Source organism: Acinetobacter sp. YH01011 (assembly GCF_013420785.1).
GTDB classification, from domain to species: domain Bacteria; phylum Pseudomonadota; class Gammaproteobacteria; order Pseudomonadales; family Moraxellaceae; genus Acinetobacter; species Acinetobacter towneri.
The window spans coordinates 1-23,403 of the sequence record NZ_VOYG01000013.1 but is presented as its reverse complement, the minus strand read 5'-3'; the positions used below and the strand labels follow the sequence as shown (position 1 = coordinate 23,403).

25 protein-coding genes and 1 tRNA gene are annotated in these 23,403 nt (G+C 39.9%); 10 read left to right on the top strand and 16 right to left on the bottom strand.

The features are described 5' to 3' along the window. Positions 1 to 95: 95 nt before the first annotated feature. Positions 96 to 1,109 carry a lipoyl synthase gene (gene lipA, locus FTT78_RS09925; RefSeq protein WP_096902386.1) on the bottom strand — a complete coding sequence of 338 codons (1,014 nt, stop codon included), beginning with the start codon at positions 1,107 to 1,109 and terminating at the stop codon, positions 96 to 98. A 287-nt stretch (positions 1,110 to 1,396) separates the two neighbouring features. Between lipA and sthA the strand changes: the two genes are divergently transcribed. After that, positions 1,397 to 2,812 carry a Si-specific NAD(P)(+) transhydrogenase gene (gene sthA / locus FTT78_RS09920; protein WP_042068765.1) on the top strand — a complete coding sequence of 472 codons (1,416 nt, stop codon included), beginning with the start codon at positions 1,397 to 1,399 and terminating at the stop codon, positions 2,810 to 2,812. 131 nt (positions 2,813 to 2,943) lie between these two features. Here sthA and FTT78_RS09915 read toward each other — a convergent pair whose 3' ends face one another. The 5 genes from FTT78_RS09915 to map all read right to left on the bottom strand — a co-directional run bounded on the left by FTT78_RS09915 (position 2,944) and on the right by map (position 7,191). Continuing rightward, positions 2,944 to 3,369, bottom strand: coding sequence for a VOC family protein (locus tag FTT78_RS09915; protein ID WP_180044207.1), 426 nt, complete (start codon positions 3,367 to 3,369; stop codon positions 2,944 to 2,946). Positions 3,370 to 3,436: 67 nt separating this feature from the next. Then, positions 3,437 to 3,571: a hypothetical protein gene (locus tag FTT78_RS13485; RefSeq protein ID WP_019836563.1), complete on the bottom strand. Its 135-nt coding sequence runs from the start codon at positions 3,569 to 3,571 to the stop codon at positions 3,437 to 3,439. Continuing rightward, the gene (locus FTT78_RS09910; RefSeq protein WP_136144687.1) at positions 3,564 to 4,775 is read right to left on the bottom strand and encodes an MFS transporter; all 1,212 of its coding nucleotides are present in this window, start codon (positions 4,773 to 4,775) and stop codon (positions 3,564 to 3,566) included. Before FTT78_RS09910 ends, FTT78_RS13485 begins: the two co-directional genes overlap by 8 nt. A 194-nt stretch (positions 4,776 to 4,969) precedes the next feature. Continuing rightward, positions 4,970 to 6,022 (bottom strand): OmpW family protein, encoded by a 1,053-nt coding sequence (locus FTT78_RS09905; protein ID WP_004972784.1) that lies wholly within the window; start codon positions 6,020 to 6,022, stop codon positions 4,970 to 4,972. A 341-nt stretch (positions 6,023 to 6,363) separates the two neighbouring features. After that, positions 6,364 to 7,191 carry a type I methionyl aminopeptidase gene (gene map, locus FTT78_RS09900; RefSeq protein WP_004972787.1) on the bottom strand — a complete coding sequence of 276 codons (828 nt, stop codon included), beginning with the start codon at positions 7,189 to 7,191 and terminating at the stop codon, positions 6,364 to 6,366. Positions 7,192 to 7,399: 208 nt separating this feature from the next. Here map and rpsB point away from each other — a divergent pair, with 208 nt between their 5' ends. The 3 genes from rpsB to FTT78_RS09885 all read left to right on the top strand — a co-directional run bounded on the left by rpsB (position 7,400) and on the right by FTT78_RS09885 (position 9,880). Then, complete coding sequence (rpsB, locus tag FTT78_RS09895; protein WP_004972791.1) at positions 7,400 to 8,146, top strand: 30S ribosomal protein S2; 747 nt, start codon at positions 7,400 to 7,402, stop codon at positions 8,144 to 8,146. 143 nt (positions 8,147 to 8,289) lie between these two features. Then, positions 8,290 to 9,165: a translation elongation factor Ts gene (tsf, locus tag FTT78_RS09890; RefSeq protein WP_004972793.1), complete on the top strand. Its 876-nt coding sequence runs from the start codon at positions 8,290 to 8,292 to the stop codon at positions 9,163 to 9,165. A 193-nt stretch (positions 9,166 to 9,358) separates the two neighbouring features. Beyond that, positions 9,359 to 9,880, top strand: a complete 522-nt coding sequence (locus FTT78_RS09885; RefSeq protein WP_104852266.1) for a DUF3465 domain-containing protein — start codon at positions 9,359 to 9,361, stop codon at positions 9,878 to 9,880. Positions 9,881 to 9,914: 34 nt separating this feature from the next. On the opposite strand, the gene FTT78_RS09880 is transcribed toward FTT78_RS09885, so the two are convergent. The 7 genes from FTT78_RS09880 to FTT78_RS09850 form a co-directional block, all read right to left on the bottom strand. After that, positions 9,915 to 10,370 carry a DUF962 domain-containing protein gene (locus tag FTT78_RS09880; RefSeq protein WP_004972797.1) on the bottom strand — a complete coding sequence of 152 codons (456 nt, stop codon included), beginning with the start codon at positions 10,368 to 10,370 and terminating at the stop codon, positions 9,915 to 9,917. A gap of 231 nt (positions 10,371 to 10,601) precedes the next feature. Further along, complete coding sequence (locus FTT78_RS09875; protein ID WP_004972798.1) at positions 10,602 to 11,210, bottom strand: septal ring lytic transglycosylase RlpA family protein; 609 nt, start codon at positions 11,208 to 11,210, stop codon at positions 10,602 to 10,604. Positions 11,211 to 11,504: 294 nt separating this feature from the next. Then, positions 11,505 to 12,506, bottom strand: a complete 1,002-nt coding sequence (mltB, locus tag FTT78_RS09870) for a lytic murein transglycosylase B (protein WP_180044209.1) — start codon at positions 12,504 to 12,506, stop codon at positions 11,505 to 11,507. A 369-nt stretch (positions 12,507 to 12,875) separates the two neighbouring features. Beyond that, positions 12,876 to 13,526 (bottom strand): hypothetical protein, encoded by a 651-nt coding sequence (locus FTT78_RS09865; protein ID WP_070152374.1) that lies wholly within the window; start codon positions 13,524 to 13,526, stop codon positions 12,876 to 12,878. 18 nt (positions 13,527 to 13,544) lie between these two features. Continuing rightward, positions 13,545 to 14,360, bottom strand: a complete 816-nt coding sequence (queF, locus tag FTT78_RS09860; RefSeq protein WP_154320518.1) for an NADPH-dependent 7-cyano-7-deazaguanine reductase QueF — start codon at positions 14,358 to 14,360, stop codon at positions 13,545 to 13,547. Further along, on the bottom strand, positions 14,360 to 15,133 hold the full coding sequence (locus tag FTT78_RS09855; protein ID WP_070152368.1) for an ABC transporter permease: 774 nt from the start codon (positions 15,131 to 15,133) through the stop codon (positions 14,360 to 14,362). Before FTT78_RS09855 ends, queF begins: the two co-directional genes overlap by 1 nt. Next, positions 15,130 to 16,065: an ABC transporter ATP-binding protein gene (locus FTT78_RS09850; RefSeq protein ID WP_180044210.1), complete on the bottom strand. Its 936-nt coding sequence runs from the start codon at positions 16,063 to 16,065 to the stop codon at positions 15,130 to 15,132. Before FTT78_RS09850 ends, FTT78_RS09855 begins: the two co-directional genes overlap by 4 nt. A 179-nt stretch (positions 16,066 to 16,244) precedes the next feature. Here FTT78_RS09850 and FTT78_RS09845 point away from each other — a divergent pair. From FTT78_RS09845 to FTT78_RS09835, 3 genes are all read left to right on the top strand, one after another. After that, positions 16,245 to 16,320: transfer RNA gene (locus FTT78_RS09845), tRNA-Arg, on the top strand. 156 nt (positions 16,321 to 16,476) lie between these two features. Then, on the top strand, positions 16,477 to 16,674 hold the full coding sequence (locus FTT78_RS09840) for a hypothetical protein (protein WP_004972905.1): 198 nt from the start codon (positions 16,477 to 16,479) through the stop codon (positions 16,672 to 16,674). Between the two features lie 532 nt (positions 16,675 to 17,206). Further along, positions 17,207 to 17,425, top strand: coding sequence for a hypothetical protein (locus tag FTT78_RS09835; RefSeq protein ID WP_004972907.1), 219 nt, complete (start codon positions 17,207 to 17,209; stop codon positions 17,423 to 17,425). Between the two features lie 114 nt (positions 17,426 to 17,539). Here FTT78_RS09835 and FTT78_RS09830 read toward each other — a convergent pair whose 3' ends face one another. The 3 genes from FTT78_RS09830 to FTT78_RS09820 form a co-directional block, all read right to left on the bottom strand. After that, complete coding sequence (locus FTT78_RS09830; protein ID WP_004972910.1) at positions 17,540 to 17,908, bottom strand: hypothetical protein; 369 nt, start codon at positions 17,906 to 17,908, stop codon at positions 17,540 to 17,542. A gap of 217 nt (positions 17,909 to 18,125) precedes the next feature. Next, positions 18,126 to 18,842 carry a hypothetical protein gene (locus tag FTT78_RS09825; protein ID WP_179988940.1) on the bottom strand — a complete coding sequence of 239 codons (717 nt, stop codon included), beginning with the start codon at positions 18,840 to 18,842 and terminating at the stop codon, positions 18,126 to 18,128. Positions 18,843 to 18,951: 109 nt separating this feature from the next. After that, the gene (locus FTT78_RS09820) at positions 18,952 to 19,650 is read right to left on the bottom strand and encodes an exonuclease domain-containing protein (protein WP_180044215.1); all 699 of its coding nucleotides are present in this window, start codon (positions 19,648 to 19,650) and stop codon (positions 18,952 to 18,954) included. 251 nt (positions 19,651 to 19,901) lie between these two features. Between FTT78_RS09820 and FTT78_RS09815 the strand changes: the two genes are divergently transcribed. The 3 genes from FTT78_RS09815 (at position 19,902) to rnk (ending at position 23,163) form a co-directional block, all read left to right on the top strand. Then, a complete protein-coding gene (locus tag FTT78_RS09815; protein WP_180044213.1) occupies positions 19,902 to 21,164 on the top strand; it encodes an alpha/beta fold hydrolase in 1,263 nt (420 codons plus the stop codon). 177 nt (positions 21,165 to 21,341) lie between these two features. Further along, the gene (gene glyA, locus FTT78_RS09810) at positions 21,342 to 22,595 is read left to right on the top strand and encodes a serine hydroxymethyltransferase (protein WP_019836649.1); all 1,254 of its coding nucleotides are present in this window, start codon (positions 21,342 to 21,344) and stop codon (positions 22,593 to 22,595) included. A 163-nt stretch (positions 22,596 to 22,758) separates the two neighbouring features. Then, positions 22,759 to 23,163 (top strand): nucleoside diphosphate kinase regulator, encoded by a 405-nt coding sequence (rnk, locus tag FTT78_RS09805; protein WP_004972920.1) that lies wholly within the window; start codon positions 22,759 to 22,761, stop codon positions 23,161 to 23,163. The last annotated feature ends 240 nt before the right edge of the window (positions 23,164 to 23,403 follow it).

Here is a 23,403-nt window from a genome sequence, read left to right as displayed (position 1 = left end):
CTATCTATTTTTAATATATCCACAAGGTATAAAAAACCCCGAACATAAAGTCGGGGCTGTTTTAGCTTTATCGCAAATTTTGAAATAAGCGAGTGTTAAGCTTCAATGGTTTGCACGCTAATTTTTTTAGCAGGGTCGGCTTTACGACGTACTGTTGGTACAGGTTCACCATAATATTGACGGTCTGCAAAATAACTTGAACGTACCATTGGCGCAGCCCAAATATTTTTAAAACCTAACTTTTGACCATGCGCTGTATAACGCTCAAATTCTTCAGGTGTTACAAAGCGGTCAATTGGCGCATGTTCTTTAGATGGCTGTAAATATTGACCAATGGTCACATAATCTACATCGTGCGCTTTAAGATCATCTAACAGTGCAATAACTTCTTCTTCAGATTCTCCAATACCTACCATCAAACCGCATTTGGTTGGAATATCTGGGCAATATTCTTTAAACATTTTCAGCAAGTTCAAAGAGTGCTGATAGTCTGAACCCGGACGCATGGCTTTATATAAGCGTGGCACAGTTTCAATGTTGTGGTTAAAAACATCTGGCGGACATTCGGTCATAATGCGTAGTGCAATATCCATACGACCACGGAAGTCTGGCACCAAAATTTCTAACAACGTATTTGGGCTTAAAGAGCGGGCTTCTTTAATACAATCGACAAAATGTTGTGCACCACCATCTAACAAGTCATCACGGTCTACAGAGGTGATCACGGCATATTTTAAGCCTAAGTTGGCAATGGTTTCTGCCATGTGACGAGGTTCTTCAGGATCTAGTGCATTTGGACGACCATGCGCAACATCACAGAACGGGCAGCGACGGGTACAAATATCACCCATGATCATAAAGGTTGCTGTACCACCACCAAAGCATTCTGGAAGGTTTGGACAAGCGGCTTCTTCACAAACGGTGTGCAATTTTTGCTGACGCAAAGTGGTTTTAATACGTTGAACTTCTTCTGGTGCCGTCATTTTGACCCGAATCCAGTCAGGTTTACGAGGCGTTTCAACCGTAGGAACAACTTTTACAGGAATACGTGCGACTTTTTCAGCACCACGAAGTTTGACACCCTGTTCTGGTTTACGGTTTGCAGACATATTCAACTTTTCCACTGTTTTTGAAAGGGGAGAGATTTAGTGTAGGCTAGATTTTACGTGAAATAGAGTCTGATTAAACCGAATCTAAGTGCAAAAGTAAAATGTCACCTTAACTTCATCATAAGACGGTTATTATAACGAAATTGTGCTTAAATTGGGTAAAAACGATATTCATATAAAAAATGTGGTTATCACGTAATATATGCACAGTAAATACAGAAAATTCAAAAGATTTACGTCATAATATAGCCCATTGAAAAGACAGATTTAAAGAAAAGGAGCGTTGAATGCCACGTAAAAAAGAGGTCGTTAGTGGAACTTTCGTGAAGTACGATGCGGTTGTTCTCGGTTCAGGCCCTGCGGGTGAAGGCGCGGCAATGAAACTTGCCAAATCTGGTAAGCGTGTTGCGATTGTAGATGTTCGTGAGCAGCTTGGCGGTAACTGTACCCATGTGGGTACCATTCCAAGTAAAGCATTGCGTCAGACAGTGTCGAATATTATCCGTTATCGCCGTGACCCAATGTTTAAAAAAATGGGCGATTGGCGTCAGTTCACCATGAAGCAAGTGTTGCAAAGTGCGCATAAAGTTATTCAGCAGCAAGTTGAAACGCACTCTCGCTTTTATGACCGTAATGAAATTGCGATTTATCATGGTCGTGCTTATATCCAAGATAAAAATACGGTCTTGGTATTTGGTGCAGATGGCATTAAAGAAACCATTATGTGTCAGCAAATTGTGATTGCGACAGGTAGCCGTCCATATCGTCCAGAAATGTTGGATTTCAACCATCCACGTGTATTTGATTCAGACAAAATTTTGGATTTGGATTTCTCGATTCAAAAAATTATTATTTATGGCGCGGGTGTGATTGGTTGTGAATATGCATCCATCTTCATTGGTTTAGATCATAAAGTTGATTTGATTAATACTCAGCACAAATTGCTCAGCTATTTGGATGATGAAATTTCAGATGCCTTGTCATATCACTTGCGTGCGCAAGGGGTGCTGATTCGCCACAATGAGCAAATTGATCATTTAGAAACTTTTGATGATCACGTGGTTTTATATTTGCAAAGTGGCAAGAAAATCAAAGCCGATGCGATTTTGTGGTGTAACGGACGTTCAGGTAATACCGATGGTTTAGGTTTGGAAAACGTAGAACTTAAACCAAACAGCCGTGGTCAATTAACGGTGAATGATCAATATCAAACCGAAGTAGAGAATATTTATGCTGCGGGCGATGTAATTGGCTGGCCTTCGTTGGCATCTGCTGCCTATGACCAAGGTCGTTGCGCGGGTGCAAATATGAGTGGCGAAGAAAATGTTGCGCCTGTGACCGATATTCCAACAGGTATTTATACCATTCCAGAAATTTCTTCGATTGGTAAAACTGAGCAGGAATTGACGGAAGAAAAAATTCCTTATGAAGTTGGTCAGGCATCTTTCCGTCATTTAGCGCGTGCGCAAATTACGGGTGATACAGTGGGTGAATTGAAGATTTTATTCCACCGTGACACTTTAGAAGTATTGGGTGTGCATTGCTTTGGTAATAATGCGGCAGAAATTATCCACATTGGTCAGGCGGTGATGAACAGCCCGAACAATACCATTAAGTATTTTGTGGAAACCACATTCAACTATCCAACCATGGCGGAAGCGTATCGTGTGGCGACCTTGAATGGGATGAATCGTTTGTTTTAAGTGATTCTGCTGACTGTAAAATAGAAAATTTAAAACACCCCATAAGATCATTCTTGTGGGGTATTTTTTTATTGACTTGCTGTAAGGAAATTTATGCATTGAGGGAAAGTTGATTTGTGGAACATTGAGCGTTAAATATCAATTATGACTGATGCCGCACTGCGTGGCGCTTCGCCATGAAAGACAGCTTCAATATTGTTACCATCAGGATCAAGTACATAAGCTGCATAATAACCAGGATGATAAGCACGTTCATCAGGTTTGCCATTGCACTTGCCGCCATGTGCCAATGCTGCAAGATAGAAAGCATTGACCATTTCACGATTTTTAGCTTGAAAGGCGAGATGATGACGCCCAGTGAGTATGCCTTGTGCGGCAGGACTTTTTACTGAGGAGATAAAAAGTTCATCTGCCCAAAAGTGATCCTTGGCTGTTCCCATAACTGGAATATCCAACACTGCCAAGATGGCGGTATAAAATGCTCGACTTGCTTCAAGGTCACTCACCATAAGATGAATATGGTCAATCAGTCTTCCACGATGCAATTGAATCTGCATAAGACGCTCCATGTCTAAAGCGGAATTTTGAATAGCAAAATAGACTTAATATTTTAGAGATTGGGTTTTAATGCGCACAAAACGCCTGATTAAAATATTCAAACAGTTGTGGCGTTTGCATCCATAAAAAAATCGACAAGCCAAAAAGGGCAGTGATTGCGAGTGTGAGCAATACTTTAAAATTCAATAAAGAATTAATCATGAATGACGTGCTCCTCATCTACCCAAAAATGTACCAAGACCGCAAACGCACTTAAAGCAATAGAAACAATCCAGATAACATTATAGTTACCTGTCAGGTCGTGATTTAAACCGCCAAGCCATCCACCAAAAAAAGAGCCGACTTGGTGTGTGAAAAACACAATGCCACTGAGCATGGTCAGGTATTTAATCCCAAACATATTTGCCACAATACCATTGGTTAAAGGCACTGTAGATAACCACAACAAACCCATAATGATCCCGAATGCATAAATTGTCCAGATGCTTAAAGGCAGGATTAAAAAGACGATAATGGCAATACCGCGTAGTCCGTAAAGCCACATCAGCAAGTGCGGTTTCGAATAGCGACCGCCTAACCAACCTGCGGTATAGGTGCCTACAATATTAAATAAACCCACGAGTGCTAGAAAAACTGTGCCTGTGGTTGCATTAAAGCCATGATCAATTAAGTAGCTAGGGAGGTGAATCCCGATAAACACCACTTGAAAACCACAGACAAAAAAGCCCAAAGCTAAAAACCAAAAGGGTTTATGGTTTTTGGCAATCACCAAAACTTGTTTAAAGCCTAAAGCGGGTTGGCTGACTGAACTTGCATTAGGGTTTTGATACATGGGTGCTTTGAGCATCCATGCCAAAGGAACAATCAAGACAATTAAAATCGCACTGACAATTAATGCGCCCGACCAACCTACACTTTGTAATAACAATAAGGTCGATGGCAACATGATAAATTGCCCAAACGAGCCTGCAGCACTGGCAATACCCATTGCAAGGCTACGCTTTTCTGGAGGAGCAGCGCGACCTACTGCAGAAAGTAGCACAGGGAAAGAGGTTGCAGAAAGTGCCAAACCTAAAATTAAACCCACACTTAAATTTAGCAATAAGCCTGTCGAGCTGACGGCCATGAGCAATAAGCCGAGTGCATACAGTGCGCCACCAACTGCAACTACAATTTTACTACCGTATTTGTCTGCAAAAGCACCTGTGATGGGTTGGACTGCACCCCAAATTAGGTTTTGCATGGCAATGGCTAAACTAAAGACATTATGTCCCCAGCCAAACTCATGGCTCATCGGTACCAAATACAAACCAAATGCATGCCGAACCCCAAGCGATAATGCCAAAATAATGGCACTTCCAATTAACATATAAATTAGAGGTTTGGAAAATTGAGCATTCGACATAAGGCATCCACGTATGGCTAACAGCTTGTTATGGTAATCGATTCAGCTCAAGAGCGCGATAAAATAAAATTCATCAAATGATAAAATTGAGTTATCAAGATAGAAGCGATTGCTTTAATTAAATAGTGTAAGAAAAAATAAGACGACCGTAGCCGTCTTAAATTTAGTTGAAAGTGGAAAAGTAAAATTAGAGATTAAAAGCGCATCCCAAAGCCAGCGTATGCAATGATCGGATTCACTTCAATATCTGCTTTAGAGTGAATCAATTCACCATGTTTGGCATCGGTCACCGTAATGGTGGTTTCATTTTTAAGGTGTGCATAAGATAGTGAACCAACTGCAAACCATTTTTCATTAAAGTCATAGGTAAAACCTACGGTGGCAACAGGTGCAAACGCATCGGTGGCATCTAACTCAACTTTTGGGTTGGCTGAACTTGGTTTGCCTTCTAAAGATGCGCCTGATTTTCCTTCTTTAATATTGGCAATCATGTGACCTGAAGCAATTAAGTCCTGCTCAGTACGTGGATTAATTTCTAACTCATTGAAATAGGCATACATCAAACCGACGCCAACATAGGGGCGGAACTTATTTACGCCTGTTTTGCCAAAGTGATATTGAAACTCAAATGCAGGTGTCCATGCTCGGGCAGAAGCAGCAGGGCCATGTGCTGCTAAATCGGTAATGAAAATATCGTTTTGTAATTCTAGCTCACCCAACGCACCGCCTAATGGACGTGCAATTGCGGAGAAAGGTGCATAAATTTTCCCTTTGCCTTGCAAATCAACTTTAGGTGGAATGCCGCCTTTGACTTCAAAGGAAATATTATCAGTAAAGAAATAGTTACTGATGATACCCAGTGTAGTGACATCATCTGCTTCTAAACCTGTACCGGGATTATCCCATTGTTCCAAACCTGAAATTGTGGCTTGTCCACTCATGTTGGCAGGCACGGTAGGCAGCAAATTTAATGCTCCGCTTAATAATATGGGTGGCTCAAAACCGTCACGTAAATTATCTTTTACAGTTTGCGATTGAACCTCACCGACATCCGCTGTGTAGCCATTGTGGATGGCTGTATTGACCCGAAAAGGTTGTGCTTTACCTTGTGGCATAACGTGCAGCGCACCTACCGAAACAGAAAAGCGTTTAAAACCATCACCATCTTTTAAACTAAAATAAGGTGAGTTGGCATAACTAATGACTGGCAAACTACTCAGTGCCAAACAGCATAGTGTTTTTTTCATTGTGGAACTCCATGTCCAATTTTGCTTGTTGTTATTTACGGCATTGTTATGCAAGGCATTATGAAATGGACTGGAAAAATAAAACTGTTGTTTTTACAAGATATTTTTTTAAACTTTTGTGAATAACTGGAAAAGTGTGCAGGTGTTTTGTTAAATCCAAAACTGTTGAATACGTGAAAATGCTTGTTTTATTGGATGGCTTTAAAGTTCTATTGGTTTGAAATAAAAAGATTTTATAGAAATTGTATGCGTTGAAATTAATAAAAAAGACCAGTCGGAACTGATCTTTTTGACATACGGGTTAAATTTTTAGCCAATGACAGATTTTGGCTGCAAACACGTTATGCAGTAAAGCGTGATAAATCTTCATCAGGGCGGGCAGTCAGCACTTCCAAGCCATCTTTGGTGACCAAAATGGTGTGTTCAAACTGTGCCGATAATTTGTGGTCTTTGGTCACCACTGTCCATTTATCGCCAAGTAATTTGGTTTGCCATACGCCTGCATTGACCATTGGTTCAATGGTAAAAGTCATACCTTCTTCTAAAATCATGCCTGTGTTGGCTTGACCATAGTGCAATACTTGTGGCTCATCGTGGAAGGTCGTCCCAATACCATGACCGCAATATTCACGCACGACACTAAAGCGTTCAGATTCAACATATTTTTGAATCGCATGACCAATATCACCAATGGTTGAACCGGGTTTAACGGTTGCCATACCGCGATACATCGCTTCTTGGGCAACTTTGCACAAACGATTGGCTAAAATGGAAGTTTCACCACCCACGATATACATCATATTGGTATCGCCGTGGAAACCATCTTTAATGACTGTGACATCAATATTTAAAATATCGCCTTTCTTCAGCACTTTACTTTCTGACGGAATACCGTGACAAACCACATGGTTAACCGATGTGCAAATGGTGTGTTGGAATGCTGGACGACCCGGAGCAGCACCATAACCTAAGCAGGCAGGAATAGCTTGTTGTTGATTGACAATATAGTCATGGCAAATCGTATCCAGTTCGAGCGTAGTAACGCCTGGTTTAACGTGTGCTTTGATCATCTCCAAAACTTCTGCCGCCAGTCGTCCTGCCACGCGCATTTTTTCAATATCTTCTGCGGTTTTGATGAGTCGACGAGGTGCTTGATAAGTTGTGTTCATGATCTTTAAAAACTTTTGGAAATTTGTGTGTGACTATGGTATAAATAGCCGCCCATTTTATCAAATGCTTTTTATGAATATGTTTCAAAGAGCTTGGTAAAAGGGAAATTAAAAATCCGCACATATATCGTCACATTACTCTGGGTGCCCTTTGGGGTGGAGAATGCGGATATATGGAGGCCTAACCCAAACATTTAAGGTAAAGAAAATGGCAGATTACAACGTAAGCATGCGCGACCTTCTTCAAGCTGGCGCACACTTTGGTCACCAAACACGTTTCTGGAACCCAAAGATGCGTCAATACATCTTTGGTGCGCGTAACAAAATTCACATCATCAACCTTGAACACACTGTTCCTGCGTTAAATGATGCTTTGAACTTTGCAAACCAATTGGCTAGCAAAAAGAACAAAGTTTTGTTCGTTGGTACAAAACGTGCTGCTTCTGCAATCATCCGTGAACAAGCTCAACGCGCTGGTCAACCGTATGTAGATCACCGTTGGTTAGGTGGTATGTTGACGAACTGGAAAACACTTCGCCAATCTATCAGCCGTTTAAAAGATCTTCAAGTTCAGTCTACTGACGGTACTTTTGCTAAGCTTACTAAACGTGAAGCTTTAGAGCGTAGCCGTGAAATGGAAAAACTTGAGCGCGCTTTAGGCGGTGTGAAAAACATGGGTGGTTTACCTGACGCATTATTCGTAATTGACGTTGATCACGAAGCAATTGCAATTAAAGAAGCGAAAAACTTAGGTATTCCTGTAATCGGTATCGTTGATACAAACTCTAACCCAGACAACGTAGACTACGTTATTCCGGGTAACGACGATGCGATCCGTGCAGTAACACTTTACGCTTCTTCAATGGCTGATGCGATCATTGCTGGTAAAGAATACGCTCAAACTCAAGCCAATGCTCAAGCAAAAGGCGAAGAAGCTCCTGCTTCTGAGGCTTAATGCGTTTTGACGTAAGCTTGTCATTTTTGCGACATGTGATGGTGGCAAAGTAAGCGTCATGTATGCAGACGGCCCAAGAGACACCCTCTGGGCCGTTTCTGTTAAAAAAAGAATTCATTTTCTACCGATTTTAGGAGATAAACATGACTGCAGTTACAGCAAGCATGGTTAAAGAATTGCGTGATCGTACTGGTCTAGCAATGATGGAATGTAAAAAAGCATTAACAGAAGCGGGCGGTGACATCGAATTAGCGATTGACAACCTTCGTAAATCTGGTCAAGCAAAAGCTGCTAAAAAAGCAGGTAACATTGCTGCTGACGGTGCAATCACAATCGTTCAAGAAGGCAACAAAGCGATTCTTTTAGAAGTAAACTGTCAAACTGACTTCGTTGCAAAAGACGAAAACTTTGCTGGTTTCTCTGCGAAAGTTGCTGCTGCTGCTCTTGCTGCAAACGAAACTGATGCTGCTAAAATTGCTGAACTTAAACTTGAAGATGGCGCAACTGTTGAAGAAACACGTGTTGCACTTGTTCAAAAAATTGGTGAAAACATCCAAGTTCGTCGTGCACAAATCGTTGAAGGTGAAAACCTTGCTGTGTACAAGCACGGTTTAAAAATCGGTGTTGTGGTTTCTTACACAGGTGATGCTGCGACTGGTAAAGGTATTGCAATGCACGTTGCTGCATTCAACCCAGTTGCTGTTACTGCTGAACAAGTTCCTGCTGATCTTATCGCTAAAGAGAAAGAAATTGCAGAAGCGAAAGCAGTTGAATCTGGTAAGCCTGCAAACATCGTAGAGAAGATGGTAACTGGTTCAGTTGAAAAATACTTGAACGAAGTTGCGCTTGATCGTCAAATGTACGTAATTGACAACGAGAAGAAAGTTGCTGAAGTATTAAAAGCAACTGGTACAACTGTTGCTCAATTCGTTCGTTTCGAAGTAGGCGAAGGTATTGAGAAAAAAGCAGAAATGAGCTTCGCTGAAGAAGTTGCTGCTGCTCAAGCTGCTGCAAAATAATTTTTTACTTAAGGTAAAATATTTTGTAAGAAAAGCCCCAATTTATTTTGGGGCTTTTTTGTGAATATAGATTTTGGCAATATGCAATCGTGGCATAAATATTGAGATGAAGATTAAAGATATTAATTTTAAATCAGTATGTTACGAATAATTGACTTAATCGTATAGGGTGGAATCAGAACAAGGAGGTTATATGGCAAATAAAAAGAATTTAAGCATTGGCGCAATTATTGTGGTGTTAATTGCTGCATTTTTTGGCATAGATTTACAACAGTTTCAGTCTGAAACATCAAGCGCGCCAACTACAAGCACTGCTCGCACATCACAAGATGAAAAAGAGCAGTTAGACGTACAGCGAGATACGCTGCAAGATGATGCTCAGGGTGTTCAGCTGATTGAACGTGCGTTTGAGCGCAAACAGAGCGATTTACAAGTCCGTGCGAGTGGGCAGGTCATTGCAGTGTTAGCGGATGACAACGAAGGCTCACGTCATCAAAAATTTATTTTAAAACTGAATAATGGGCAAACTGTATTGGTTGCACATAATATTGATCTTGCACCACGAATTACCAATATTGCAAAAGGTGATACTGTTGAGTTTTTTGGTGAATATGAATACTCAGATAAGGGTGGGGTGATTCACTGGACGCATCATGATCCAGCAAACAAACACGTGGGCGGATGGTTAAAACATCAAGGAAGAACCTATCAATAACGGTTCTTCCGATAATGAAAATAGGATATAGCGTTTAAATGCTCATAATGCTGTTTTTACGACGTGTTTTCCAAGAGGGTAGGATTTTACCTAAATAGGCATCCATGCACCAAATTGGGCCAATGAGAAGGAATTGGAGGTCTTTGAAGAATGAAGGTTTTTTCCCTTCAACTTTGTGACCATAAAACTGCCCAATCCACGCCAAAACAAAAATTGCGATATAAAAACCCATTCCAACAGGCAAAACATAAATCAGCCATGCCATTACCAGCATTAATGCTGCCATTGCAACTGCAAGAACCAAGTCTAAACGTGCATAAAAAATAAAACTGAGCACCAGAAGTAATGTTGTTAGTAAAGCGCTGAAATGCGCCAAGATGCCGACAATCGAAAAAAAGATCGTAGGTACGCACACCCAGTGAATTAATTTATTGGTTTTATTTTGATGGCTCTCGCTGTATTCATCAAGCCACTCGCTTACTGTCTTCATGTGCTACTCCTGTAGACCGATCATCCGTTGTTATTGTTTGACTGTCTAAAATATAACTGAGAACAGTGAGGCGGTCAAAACAGTATTCATATTTTCAAAATGAAGTGGCAACAAAATTTGTGTGGATCATCTTTGTGCAGACATGCATGGGATGACTGTAAATCTTACAGGCATTAAAAAAGCCACATTGCTGTGGCTTTCAAGTCAAATGTGAAGTCGTGTAAGCGAATCTTAAGAGTTTGGACCGTCAATACGCTCAATGCTTACTTTGGCAGTACCTGCATTGGTGATGCCCAATTGTTTTGCAGCGCCATAAGAAAGATCGAGTACACGGTTGCCATGGAATGGACCACGGTCATTTACTTTAACTACAACGCTTTTACCATTGTTTTTATTGGTTACGCGAATATAGCAGTTTAGCGGCAGGCTACGGTGTGCAGCAGTCATTGCGTTCATGTCGAACGTTTCACCGCTTGCAGTTTTACGACCGTGGAATTGACGACCGTACCAAGATGCCATACCTGTTTGGCTAAATTTACGTACAGTGTTCGATGCCACTGTATTTAACTTTTCAATCACTGAAGGCTCTTCAGCAGGAATTTCAATTTTCGCTGCAATCGTTTGACGACGGATTTGGTCGCCTGAACGTTCGGTGATTGAAAGGCTATTCAAATTTGAGAAATGTGAATTAAAACTTTGTGCTTCTTTGTTGAGTACACGCGCAGCTAGGCTAGATGACTCATTATCATTGTTGAATGATGATTGCACCATTTCAGCTTGCGACTGACTTAGGGCAACAGCTGCAGAAAGTGCAAGTAAGTATTTAAGTGAACTATGCATGGTTTGAACTCCTGAAGACAGAATTTTTAACTTATTTCGCTCTTAACTGATTGAAATAGCGGTAATCCTGTCTGTAATTTCACTTTTTCGACTACATTTGACGAAGTGGATAATATTCATCCCTTACTAAAGGTGTCTAGTCTTTATACGAAAATAATGACAAAAAGTACCAAAAACTAACTCTATTTGATTAAAAAATAACCAATATTGTAACACAATGTGTAAAAAGTTTGTTCTGTGATCAAATTGTCAAAAATATTTCTTGACTTTTTTGTTTTATATTTAAATTTTTGTTTAGCGACTCGCAATTTCAGTGCCCAATAACCACAATGCAGTCGCATACATACGGCTACGGTTATAAGTCGTAATCACCTGAAAATTTGGATAGGTTATATAGTAGATATGACCATAATTTTCTTGTAATTGAATGACATTGACCAAGTCGAGGTCATCTATTTGCACAATTGGATTCATTGGCATCACGCCTTGCGATTTTAAAACCCCATAAGGTGTTGGCAGGGTCAAATCTTTGGCAATGACACTGTCAGGATTGTTGCCTGTATATCGTGCAGCAAATGCAATGGGTTGATTGCGCTGCCAGCCATGTTGTGCCAAGTAGTTTGCAATGGAGCCAATGGCATCGACTGCCGAGTTGCGTAGATCAATATGTCCGTTGCCGTCATAATCGACCCCAAATTTTGGAATATTGCTAGGCATAAACTGCGGATAACCAACAGCACCTGCATAAGAACCAACAATTGAAGAAGTTGGCACACCATCTTTATATGACCATGCGATCAGTGCTGCGAGTTCATCTTTAAAGTATTCCGCGCGACGTTCATAACCAAAGCCTAAGGTGGCAAGGGCATCACGGGTTACAAAAGAGCCCTTATTGCTTCCAAAACCTGTTTCTACACCCAGAATCCCTAAAATAATGGATTGCGGTACACCAAATTGCTGTTCAGCACGATTGAGCGTGTCTGCATATTGTTGTTTAAAGCGCATACCGCGCTGAATAGTGCTTTCTGCAAGGAAATTGGTTTTATAGTCGTACCAAGGCTTACTTTCGCCTGGGCGGTTCATGATGTTGATGATATTGGGTAAGTTTTTAGAGCCTTCCATCGCCCAATCGACTTGTGCTGCACTCAAGCCATAGGTCTGCATGGTTTTTTGTTTAAAACTGGCATAAGACGGATGATTTTGGAAATCATTGGCCAGACAAAAACTGGTGATAGAAAATGCACCAATGAGTAAAGAAAGACGTTTTAGTTTGTTATAAAAATCAAGTTTGAACATATTGAGGAAAATTCCAAATTGATGATTTACACAACTTATTTATATGCAGTAAATAAGTTGCTACTTATATATGAAGAATAAGCCGCTATTGGGGCCAAACTGCGAAAGCGAAGTAAGCGGCTAAGATAGCATTCATGCGTGACTGGTTTGCAAAAACTTATACAAAAATAGACAAAGAATGTGTAAAAAGCGCGCAGGATTTGTAACAAAATTCAATCTAGGTGCAAAAAGTTATTCTTGATTGTGCAAAAGTTGCAGACATATCCTGATATTGCATTGCATATAAAAATGCCTGATCAAAATCAGGCATTTTGCACTTAACATGCAACAAAAGGGCTTAAAACGCATTATGAGTTAAACCCACTGATATTAATGATGGAATAAGGTGTCGTGATATTCCGCTAAAACCAAGAGTTCCTCTTTGGTTAAATTTGGGATGATTTTATCCACCGCAATATGGACAGCTTTAATTACCGCTGCTGCGCCAATATCTGCTGCTTTACGCTTAATCATGCCCAAATCGAGGGTTTTGTTAAAGTCGCTCATAAAGTGGCGTACCGTCGCTTCTGCAAACTGTTTATATAGTTCGGTTAAAGCAGCTTTGTTCACTTCATTGCCTGCTTGAATTTCGGCATAGTTGTGTTTCAGGTTGGTCACTAGACTTGCATCGAGCGTTTCACCTACACGTGCATTGCCTGCTGCATCTTTAAAGCTACTGCGCTCAGAAAATTCAATCGATTGTTTCACGACATCATTTGGCGCTTTGCTTAATAATTGTTTTAGGAGTACTGCAACGGTAGATTTGACATAGCCCGCAAGTTTTTCGGCAGTGTCGCGTTTATCGCTGGCAGGAAAACGACGTACCAACTCGGTTAAAATGGCATCAATGATTTCTTCATTAATCATTAATGCGGTTTTGTCGCGCAGTGGGTACAGCGGCTCACTTGAATTTTTTTTCTGTTGTGCAGTTTCAATCGTATTTAATAATTCTGCAGATGGAATGAATCCAAAAAATGGCATTGTTCAACCTCAATGTTGTTATTGTCGCGCTAAACGAATAGGGCGAGGCATCCATGTTAAGTCCGATACACGGCAAGGGTTAATGTCTAAACCACCACGACGTGTATAGGTTGCATATACCATCAGTTTTTCTGGTGCGAATTTTTGCCAGATGTCTGCAAACATCTGTTCCACACATTGTTCATGGAAACCATTATGCTGACGATAAGAAATAATATAAGCCAAAATACTGCGATAACAAGGTTTTTTGCCTTGATAACGGATAAAAACCGTGCCCCAGTCAGGTTGTCCTGTGACAGGACAATTGCTGCGTAATAAATGTGAGAAAAGTTGTACCTCTATATCTTCCGCTTGTTCTAAATCGAATTGCAATAAACTTGGGTCAGGATGCTGCTCTAAACGCTCAGGCGTGAGCTGATCAATGCAAATGCCCTCAGGCTGGCTAATCGCTAAATCATCGACCTGAAATAAAGTTAGCGTAACAGGTGCTTGTGCTGCAGCCGTTAAATCATGCTCAACAGTTTCAATGAAATTGGCTTCAGACTGAAAGCGGGTAAAGTTCATACTATTAAAGTAGAGCTTTAATGATTTTGATTCGATCAGGTTAGGCGATGAAGCAGGTAGTGTAATCCGACCAATCGCAACTTGCGGAATGCCTGCGGCATTCAACCACGAAATTTCAAAAACGTGCCACCAGTCTTGCCCCAGTTGAATTCCCTCAACATCTGCATATTTTTCACGTGCAGCAGCACGTGAAATAGGGAACAAAATATCGGGTTGATATTCTGTAGGATAATTGGTGTCTTTACCAAGAAGAGATTGTTCAACACTCATTATTCACGCATTCCTGAACCACGAGAAAGTAAATGATAGGCAATACCATAAAGCACTGCACAGCATAGTGTAATCACAGATAATGAAATCGTCACGTTGACATCACTATGTCCTAAAATGCCGTAACGGAAAGCATTAACCATATACACCACAGGGTTAATTAAAGAGAGATTTTGCCAAAAAGGGCTTAAGGCACTAATGGCATAGAATACACCACCTAAATAAGTCAGTGGAGTCAGTACAAAAGTTGGAATAATAGAAATATCATCAAATGATTTGGCATAAACAGCATTAATAAAGCCACCTAATGAGAATAAAAAGGACGTAATTAATACTGTGTAAATGGTGACAAACCAATTGGTAATATAAAGGTCAGTAAAGAATAAACTCATGGTGGTGACAATAATGCCGACCAATACACCACGGATAACACCACCCAAAACATAACCCCATAAAATGGCATGCAAAGGTACAGGGCTCATGATTAGTTCTTCAATGCTTTTCTGGAATTTTGCACTAAAAAAACTTGAAGATACGTTGGCATAGCTGTTGGTAATGACTGCCATCATAATTAAGCCGGGCACAATAAATTGCATATAGCTAAAGCCGCCCATTTCACCAATACGCGAACCGACCAAATTACCAAAAATCACGAAGTACAAACTCATGGTGATGGCTGGCGGGAGCAAGGTTTGAGGCCATATGCGCATAAAACGACGAACTTCTTTATGCACTAAGGTATAGAGTGCAATCCGTAGTTGGGTAAAATTCATTGCGCAGCTCCATCTAAATTCTTTTCGACCATTTTGACAAATAACTCTTCTAGACGGTTGGACTTATTGCGCATACTGCGCACGCGAATGCCTTGTGCTTCTAAAAGTTGGAATAAATCATTTAAGGTATGAGCTTTATCCATGGTGACTTCTAGGGTCACTGCATCAATTAGGTTGAAACGTACACCAATAATATCTAAATGAATGGGTTGAATCGGTTCAGCTAAATCAAAAATAAAAGATTCTTCACTTAACTGGTTTAAGAAGTTTTTCATTGAAGTGTCTTCTTTAATCACACCACGATCAATAATCGCGATACGACGACACAACATTTCCGCTTCTTCTAAATAGTGGGTGGTGAGAATGATTGAGGTGCCTTTATCATTCATCTCTGTTAAAAAATCCCACATTGAACGACGCAGCTCAATATCTACACCTGCAGTGGGTTCATCCAAAATAAGCAGTTTCGGTTCGTGCATCATGGCACGTGCAATCATTAAACGACGCTTCATACCGCCAGACAGCATACGCGCTTGAGTGGCACGTTTATCCCACAAACCCAGTTTTTCTAAATATTCTTCGGCACGTTGTTCGGCAACTTTTTTAGGAATACCGTAATAGCCTGCTTGTGTGACCAAAATGTCAAAGGTCTTTTCAAACTGACCAAAGTTAAATTCTTGCGGCACAACCCCTAAGCATTGCTTGGCTTGAGATGGATGTGTATCCAAATTGTGCCCAAAAATTTCTACTGTACCTGCCGTTTTTTTGGTGAGAGAACTGATGATGCTAATGGTTGTAGATTTACCTGCACCATTGGGTCCAAGTAGGGCATAAAACTCGCCTTCAGAAACGGTCAAATTAATTCCTTTTAGTGCTTGGAAACCATTTCGATAGGTCTTTGACACGTCCCTTAACGTCAATGCATCAGTCATGAAATTCTCACTTGAGGAATAGAGTCACTATTGTGAGCGATCTGAGCCAATAAACCAAGTAAGTTACATGGAATTCTATGTTGCAAGTTTGGAACATTGTTTAAAGCATAAGCATAAAAATACGTAACTTATATATAGTTGCTTTACCTTCAGCAATTTTTTGTTATGATGTGCAGCGCGCGCTCATAGCTCAACTGGATAGAGTACAGGTCTCCGAAGCCTGTGGCGTGGGTTCGAGTCCCGCTGAGCGCACCAAATTAGTATATAAGCATTGAACTGTAATATAAAAAATAGTTGAAAAGTATATAAAAAATTAAGATAAACATTCGATCTTATTTGCCATAGCCTGATCACGTTTTTCAGCATATAAAACTCACATATTTTAAAACTGAAAAATCTGAGGGCAGCTTCGTGGGCTATATCGTTAAACTCATTCCAGAAAACTTATATTTTGTTCCGCATGATAATGAAATTGGTACCACGGAATTTCGCAGTAAAGCCGTCGCAGAAGGTTTGTTCTACGATTATGCTGAAGCAACAGCAATGGTAAAGCTATACAATAAAGATATGCTGCAAGATGTTGATTATGAAATTGAGTTAATTGAATAATCGTCGACTTCTTATTATTTGAAAGTATCGCCAAGTTATGCAGAAGCTAATCGCAAAGCTGGAGCTTTTAACCGCATAAAATTATGCCGTAACTGAAAATTAAATCAATTGAAATTTTGCTGTGTGAATGTGTTGAAATGTAGTGGGCTATTGCAGCAAAAAATAAGTTTCACTATATTAAAACTACAGTAGGTCATTCAATGTAATAGACGCTACGATGCAGTTGGACGGATCAATGACAGCTCGTTAAGTTTGTAACTCTTGTTCAAACAATAAAATCAGCACTAGCCTTCCAACATAAAAAAACTCGCAGCAATGCGAGTTTTTTCTGTGCTAGAATGAAAAACAAGCAAATTTACTGTGGTTTTGTAAGTTGTAAATAAAATTTTAAAAAATATGTGTTTGAATTTATTAGATAATTTAAATTTAGTTTAAAAAAATACTACATTGTCAAACAATCTAACAACTCACTTTTTTAAAAAATTTATAAGCTATGGTATAAAAAATTTCCGTCAAGAAAAAGGGAACAACAATGACGCAAATCATCGATATTAAAGTTAAAGACCAGTTTAGCCATATTTACGAAGCAAAAGCATTGCTACGTAATATCCCAGAAACTTCATTGGCAGCGGGTTTGGCACTATTTCACAAAATTGAACACATTATTGTGGAAGGTGAAGTGATTTTACCAAGCATCGAACTTTTGTTTGAAAGCCGCGAGTCTGATAGTATTTTCCGTGTGTTGGAGTAAATATTTGTGAGACTACTTTATTTTTAGAAAAGCTCATTTCGATGAGCTTTTTTGTGCGCAGGATTTTTAAAGCACACGTAAATAAAGTGCTCATTAAGTGTAAAACATATCGCTTTAAACCGTCTGATCTTCTACAAGTTGGATATTTACATCGTATTTATCAAACTCTTGAATAATTTTTTGAATGACCGCTTGCCCAATGTCATCATCGGGTTGAAAACTCAACTCTTGATTGGTTTGACTATCAAAACATTCAATTTGCAAGATTTGCCAGAGCTGGGCATCTGTACTTTGTTGAATCACTATGCGTCGCGGTTGTAAATGTGCTGAAATTTGACGCGGCAACACATTGGTAATCGCTAACTGTATTTGGCTTTCCTGATCTTTTGGGCTTAAAAAGGTAATCACCCAATTGCCAACTTTACTGAGTTGCATTGGATTGTCATAAGCATCAAACGCTAAAAAAAATGCATAATTCATCATAACCCTGTGCCTCAACAATTCTAGAAAATACTATATCGCTGATTTTTATCAGTCGGGGCTATGCCGCTAAAGTCTTAGCTTTTATAGGAATAATGGATCTAAGGTTTATATGTGTTTTTAAGGTGTTGAAAAGTAATAAAAATAAATTAATCCATATGTCCCTGAGCATGGTTTTAATTGTTAAAAAGACTTAAAACTAAGTAAAAAAATCTAAGCTTTAAGTCGGATTAAGCTTTTGCAGAGAGTGGTTGATTTGCTGCAAAATCTGATTGAGTGCTTTCGGTGGTAAACGAGTTTCTTGCAAAGAGGTAATCCATTGCATTTGGCAGAGTTTTAAGCTGCGAATATCCTGAGCTTGTAAAATTCGCTGAATCAGTTGTTTTGCCATTAATCCACAATGACGCTGCAAAGTATCCATCATGAGAAATTTTACATCTTCAAAACTCAAAGCGGTAATTTCAGGCTGTATTTCTGCTTGGGGTTCAGGTTGTTCAGCGGGCTGTTCTGTATTGATGGCAGCTGCAACACGTGCTTCTAAATATGCAGGAACTGAATTTACTTGAAGATGTTGGGTGTGGATTGGTTCTGCCAAACTTTCAGCATGCGCTTGCGGGGTGCTGCTTGCAAGTTGGCTATGAATTTCTGTGTGTAAAGTGGTAGATGATGGCTCTTGCTCTTGTTGCAGCAGAATGTTAGCCGTTTGCTCTTGGTGTTGCAAAGTGTCTTGCTCAAGCGCAGCAGGGGCAATCAGGTGCATATCTAATAGCTGTTCAATCAATTCAGGTGGTGCAAGACGTTGCTTGAACTGATCTCCGAGTAAATCAAAATCTTCAGTACCAATCAGTACCAATAAACGACGTTGACGTGCATTTAAATCACGTGTGCGCTGTTGTAATGCATCTAGACCGAGTTGAGTTTTTTGATAATTAAACATGTGCCTTAATTTATTTCCCCAATAAATTAAGGCACAGCATAGACTTTGAAAATTACAATAATATGAATAATTTATGACAGCTAAATGCAATAAGATTCACTTGAAACATTTATAAAGTCAAAATGCTGGTATTTTCGAGCGCCTTGCGTAAGTAAGGATCTAAATCTTCTTGTCTTAATAACCATTGCACATAATCGGCAGGAAGGTTGGCAATTGCCGTACCACGATGTTTACCAAAATTGATAATTTGTGGAATACGTGCTTCTTCTGAGGCAGTGTAGAGTTCTTCAATACTTTGAATTTGTAATTGATGAACTTCGTGCATCAAAATATTGGCCGTTAAAATAATATCCATATCGGCACGATGCGCTTTTTTAATCATATCACGCGCTTTTTCGCTGCCTTTGGTAATCATATAAATTAAAGCTGAAATATTGTGTGCTTCAGCATTCGGCCATACACGACGTGCAAGTGCTAAAGTGCAAATGGCTTTAATTTTAGAAGTATCCACACCACATTTTTCTAAAGCGCGAATATCGTAATCAATATTATGCCCAATAATATAGGTGGTTTCGGCAGGTAATTCGAAACTACTGTAATGCGGTTGATCAATTAAATCTGATTCTAAAATATGATGTACCGCCATCGCTGCGAATGAAATTGGCTCATCGACTTGATATAACTGATCGAAAATTTGACTTTTATCTAGACTGATTTTGCCATCTTGAATTTGAATGGGGGCGTAGGCAATCTCAATGGGTTGTCCATTTAAAGTATGGGTTTCAGTGTCGAGAATAATTGCCTGCATGTCCTGATTCGCTTGCGTCATTCAATAAAAATGCAATCTAACATTAGCCGCTGCGTATGACAAATTGAATTGAAATTTAATAGGCACTTGTATATGTGATCAATTTACTGATTTTTACCGTAAGTGTTTAATTTTAAATAAAATACACTTGCATATTAATTGTTGAAATCTTGCCTGATACGATAAAAAAGCGTACAAATAAAGATTGCGAAGGATGCAATTAATAAGAATATGAAGACAAGGGTAAGCAAATGAAAAAAATATGGTTAAGCGTGGCTTTGGCCAGCAGCAGTTTGTTTTTAACTGCGTGTAATGATGATCATGACGATACGAGTGTTGTGGTTATTGAGGATGGCATTCCGAAATATAATTTTAGTGCCCCTGTCGTGAAAACAGAGCCTTATTTAGATCAGGGTGCCAATGCGAATAATGTTTTAGATACAGTAAGTGCCTCTAAAACATTGATGACTTATAAAATGTTAGGGGTAAATGGACAGGAAACTCAGGCAACTGCACTTGTTTTTACCCCTCAAACAGTTAAGCCTGCGGGTGGATGGCCACTTGTAGTTTGGGCGCATGGCACAACAGGAGTGGCAGATGCGTGTGCGCCGAGCCGTCAAGGTCTAAATGGAAATGAGTATTTCATTGCTAAACTATTGGCTGCAGGTTATGCCGTTGTTGCACCTGACTATGAAGGTTTAGGTGAACCGAGCGGTAAAGAATTACATCCATTTTTAAACTTAAAAAGTGAAGCTTATTCGATTACAGATGCAGTTGTCGCTGCAAGCAAGCTTTTGGGTAATACTGCAGAAACGCGATGGAGTGTAGTTGGACATTCACAGGGTGGACATGCGGCTTTAGGTGCAGCACAGTATGCATCGCGTGCGCAGTTAAATTATAAGGGTGCCATAGCTATCGCACCTGCATCAAATTTAGCGTTGGTATTGGCGGGTGGTGAACAAAAAGCAACTCAAGAGCCAGATGTAATAAAGAAAGTACAGACACTTGTGCCATTAGATACGTTTACTGCTCTAATTGCTGCGGGGCTAAGAAATACTGCTCCAACCTTGAAATATTCTGAAATATTTGTGTCACCAACAGATCAACTTGCTGCTCAGGCAGAGTCAATCTGTTATGAGGCATTAGGTGGGAGTATGCTTCAGCCAATGCGAGAGCACGCACAGACTTATGGAAAATTGGATGGTTATCCACGTACTCAACCGAATTTCATGACGACCATCCCTGAAGTTAAAGATTTCTTAACCAATGGTTCACAGCCATTAAAAGTGAAAATCAGTACGCCTATATTTATTTATCAAGGAACGGCTGACCCAACTGTACCGAAACAAGTCACGGATTACTTGGTTCAGTCAGCTCAAGGGATGGGAACTAAAATTCATTACGTCACTGATCAGGATTTACCTGTAGAGCAAAAATGGGATCATGGTTCGGTGTATGTGGATAATATGGATGAGATTGTCAAAGATGTTCAATCACTAATGCCTATTCAATAAGTTGTTGAATTACGATAAAGATTGATTTGACCTAAAATAGCTCATGTTTTATCTGAAACATGAGCTATTTTTATGTAAAATTGAGCAAAGTTCATTCTCTCAGTTCACAAACTTTATGCTACAATACGCGCCAATCTTAGCACGGCTTAAAAGCCCTAAATTAATAGGACCTCGCTAATGTTTGCCAATATTTCTATTGCCGAATTTGATCCAGAATTAGCTCAAGCGATCACCAATGAAGATGCGCGCCAAGAAGCTCATATTGAGTTAATTGCTTCTGAAAACTACTGCTCACCTGCAGTAATGGAAGCTCAAGGTTCAAAACTTACCAATAAATATGCAGAAGGCTACCCAGGCAAACGCTACTACGGCGGTTGCGAATACGTAGATATTATTGAACAATTGGCGATTGACCGTGCTAAAGAACTCTTTGGTGCAGATTATGCTAACGTTCAACCACACGCTGGTTCACAAGCAAACTCTGCAGTTTACTTAGCTTTACTTAACCCAGGCGACACTGTGTTAGGTATGAGCTTGGCACATGGTGGTCACTTGACTCATGGTGCAAAAGTAAGCTTCTCAGGTAAAACATATAACGCTATCCAATATGGTTTAAACCCAGAAACTGGCGAAATTGATTACGAAGAAGTTGAGCGTTTAGCGCTTGAACACAAACCACGCATGATTGTTGCGGGTTTCTCTGCGTATAGCCAAATTGTAGATTGGCAGCGTTTCCGCGACATCGCAGACAAAGTTGGTGCTTATTTATTTGTAGATATGGCACACGTAGCAGGTCTAGTGGCTGCTGGTGTATATCCGAACCCTGTGCAAATTGCTGACGTAACGACTACTACTACACACAAAACATTGCGTGGTCCACGTTCTGGTCTAATTCTTGCGAAAGCAAACGAAGAGATCGAGAAAAAATTACAATCTGCTGTGTTCCCTGGTAACCAAGGTGGTCCATTGGTACACGCAGTTGCAGCAAAAGCAATTTGTTTTAAAGAAGCAATGGCGCCTGAATACAAAGCGTATCAACAACAAGTTGTTAAAAATGCGCAAGCGATGGCTGAAGTTCTTATTGAACGTGGTTATGATGTAGTATCTGGTGGTACGAAAAACCACTTGTTCTTGCTTTCTTTAATCAAGCAAGATATTACAGGTAAAGATGCAGATGCATGGTTAGGTGCTGCGCACATTACTGTAAACAAAAACTCTGTACCGAACGATCCACGTTCTCCATTTGTAACTTCTGGTATCCGTATCGGTACTCCAGCGGTAACTACACGTGGTTTTGGTGAAGCAGAAGTACGTGATCTTGCAGGTTGGATTGCAGACATTCTTGACAGCAAAGGTGACGAAGCTGTAATTAATACTGTAAAAGCAAAAGTTGAAGCTGTTTGCGCGAAATTCCCAGTTTACGCAAAATAAGCACAGCCTTGAGAAAAGCCCCTCAAGGGGGCTTTTTTTATGGATGTAAAAAATTGATTTTTCGTTCAATAAGCTGAATTTCTGTTATAACTTAAGCGTATTGAATATGATTGTAGGCAAGCTGATGATGACAGTATTGTCGGAATGACAGGAATAAAAGTAAATGATTAGACCAAAGATTATTATTTCAGAACAAGATTTGCACCGTTTGGAAACGATGCTTGAGCATCAACCTAAATTGACGCCAACGATGCAACATCTAGAAGATGAATTGGCACGTGCTGAAGTGGTTGCGCCACAAGATGTACCGAATAATGTGGTGAGCATGAATGCCCGCGCATTGATTACCATTGCACCTGCAAAAGAACCGACTGAAATTACCTTGGTTTATCCGCATGACTTTAAAGGTGAGAAAGGGCAGGTGAATGTGGTTGCACCTGTCGGGACTGCCATTTTAGGTTTAGCTGAAGGTCAGGAAATTGAATGGCCACAGCCCGATGGTCATATGATGAAAGTCAAAATTGAGAAGATTTTGTATCAGCCAGAGCGTGAAGGCGATTATTTATAATCTGTTTATCATCCTGCGTTAGGAACATTGAAAGCCATGTTGATCATGGCTTTTTTATCAAATGGAGCGTAAAACTCTGTCCTTCAGGTCAGAGATATAAGCGACACGACATAAAGTGTCGTTTGATTTAACTAAGGACTATTTTCCTTGAGTTTTGATTGTTAATATAAGTACATGAAAACCCTTAAATTACGTATAAAAGACAAACATTGCAAGGTGTTAGACCAACTAGCATCAGAA

Coding starts and splice junctions, on each gene's coding strand:
- lipA (WP_096902386.1), bottom strand. CDS start 1,109: ATGTCTGCAAACCGTAAACCAGAACAGGGTGTCAAACTTCGTGGTGCT.
- sthA (WP_042068765.1), top strand. CDS start 1,397: ATGCCACGTAAAAAAGAGGTCGTTAGTGGAACTTTCGTGAAGTACGAT.
- FTT78_RS09915 (WP_180044207.1), bottom strand. CDS start 3,369: ATGCAGATTCAATTGCATCGTGGAAGACTGATTGACCATATTCATCTT.
- FTT78_RS13485 (WP_019836563.1), bottom strand. CDS start 3,571: ATGATTAATTCTTTATTGAATTTTAAAGTATTGCTCACACTCGCAATC.
- FTT78_RS09910 (WP_136144687.1), bottom strand. CDS start 4,775: ATGTCGAATGCTCAATTTTCCAAACCTCTAATTTATATGTTAATTGGA.
- FTT78_RS09905 (WP_004972784.1), bottom strand. CDS start 6,022: ATGAAAAAAACACTATGCTGTTTGGCACTGAGTAGTTTGCCAGTCATT.
- map (WP_004972787.1), bottom strand. CDS start 7,191: ATGAACACAACTTATCAAGCACCTCGTCGACTCATCAAAACCGCAGAA.
- rpsB (WP_004972791.1), top strand. CDS start 7,400: ATGGCAGATTACAACGTAAGCATGCGCGACCTTCTTCAAGCTGGCGCA.
- tsf (WP_004972793.1), top strand. CDS start 8,290: ATGACTGCAGTTACAGCAAGCATGGTTAAAGAATTGCGTGATCGTACT.
- FTT78_RS09885 (WP_104852266.1), top strand. CDS start 9,359: ATGGCAAATAAAAAGAATTTAAGCATTGGCGCAATTATTGTGGTGTTA.
- FTT78_RS09880 (WP_004972797.1), bottom strand. CDS start 10,370: ATGAAGACAGTAAGCGAGTGGCTTGATGAATACAGCGAGAGCCATCAA.
- FTT78_RS09875 (WP_004972798.1), bottom strand. CDS start 11,210: ATGCATAGTTCACTTAAATACTTACTTGCACTTTCTGCAGCTGTTGCC.
- mltB (WP_180044209.1), bottom strand. CDS start 12,506: ATGTTCAAACTTGATTTTTATAACAAACTAAAACGTCTTTCTTTACTC.
- FTT78_RS09865 (WP_070152374.1), bottom strand. CDS start 13,526: ATGCCATTTTTTGGATTCATTCCATCTGCAGAATTATTAAATACGATT.
- queF (WP_154320518.1), bottom strand. CDS start 14,360: ATGAGTGTTGAACAATCTCTTCTTGGTAAAGACACCAATTATCCTACA.
- FTT78_RS09855 (WP_070152368.1), bottom strand. CDS start 15,133: ATGAATTTTACCCAACTACGGATTGCACTCTATACCTTAGTGCATAAA.
- FTT78_RS09850 (WP_180044210.1), bottom strand. CDS start 16,065: ATGACTGATGCATTGACGTTAAGGGACGTGTCAAAGACCTATCGAAAT.
- FTT78_RS09835 (WP_004972907.1), top strand. CDS start 17,207: ATGACGCAAATCATCGATATTAAAGTTAAAGACCAGTTTAGCCATATT.
- FTT78_RS09830 (WP_004972910.1), bottom strand. CDS start 17,908: ATGATGAATTATGCATTTTTTTTAGCGTTTGATGCTTATGACAATCCA.
- FTT78_RS09825 (WP_179988940.1), bottom strand. CDS start 18,842: ATGTTTAATTATCAAAAAACTCAACTCGGTCTAGATGCATTACAACAG.
- FTT78_RS09820 (WP_180044215.1), bottom strand. CDS start 19,650: ATGCAGGCAATTATTCTCGACACTGAAACCCATACTTTAAATGGACAA.
- FTT78_RS09815 (WP_180044213.1), top strand. CDS start 19,902: ATGAAAAAAATATGGTTAAGCGTGGCTTTGGCCAGCAGCAGTTTGTTT.
- glyA (WP_019836649.1), top strand. CDS start 21,342: ATGTTTGCCAATATTTCTATTGCCGAATTTGATCCAGAATTAGCTCAA.
- rnk (WP_004972920.1), top strand. CDS start 22,759: ATGATTAGACCAAAGATTATTATTTCAGAACAAGATTTGCACCGTTTG.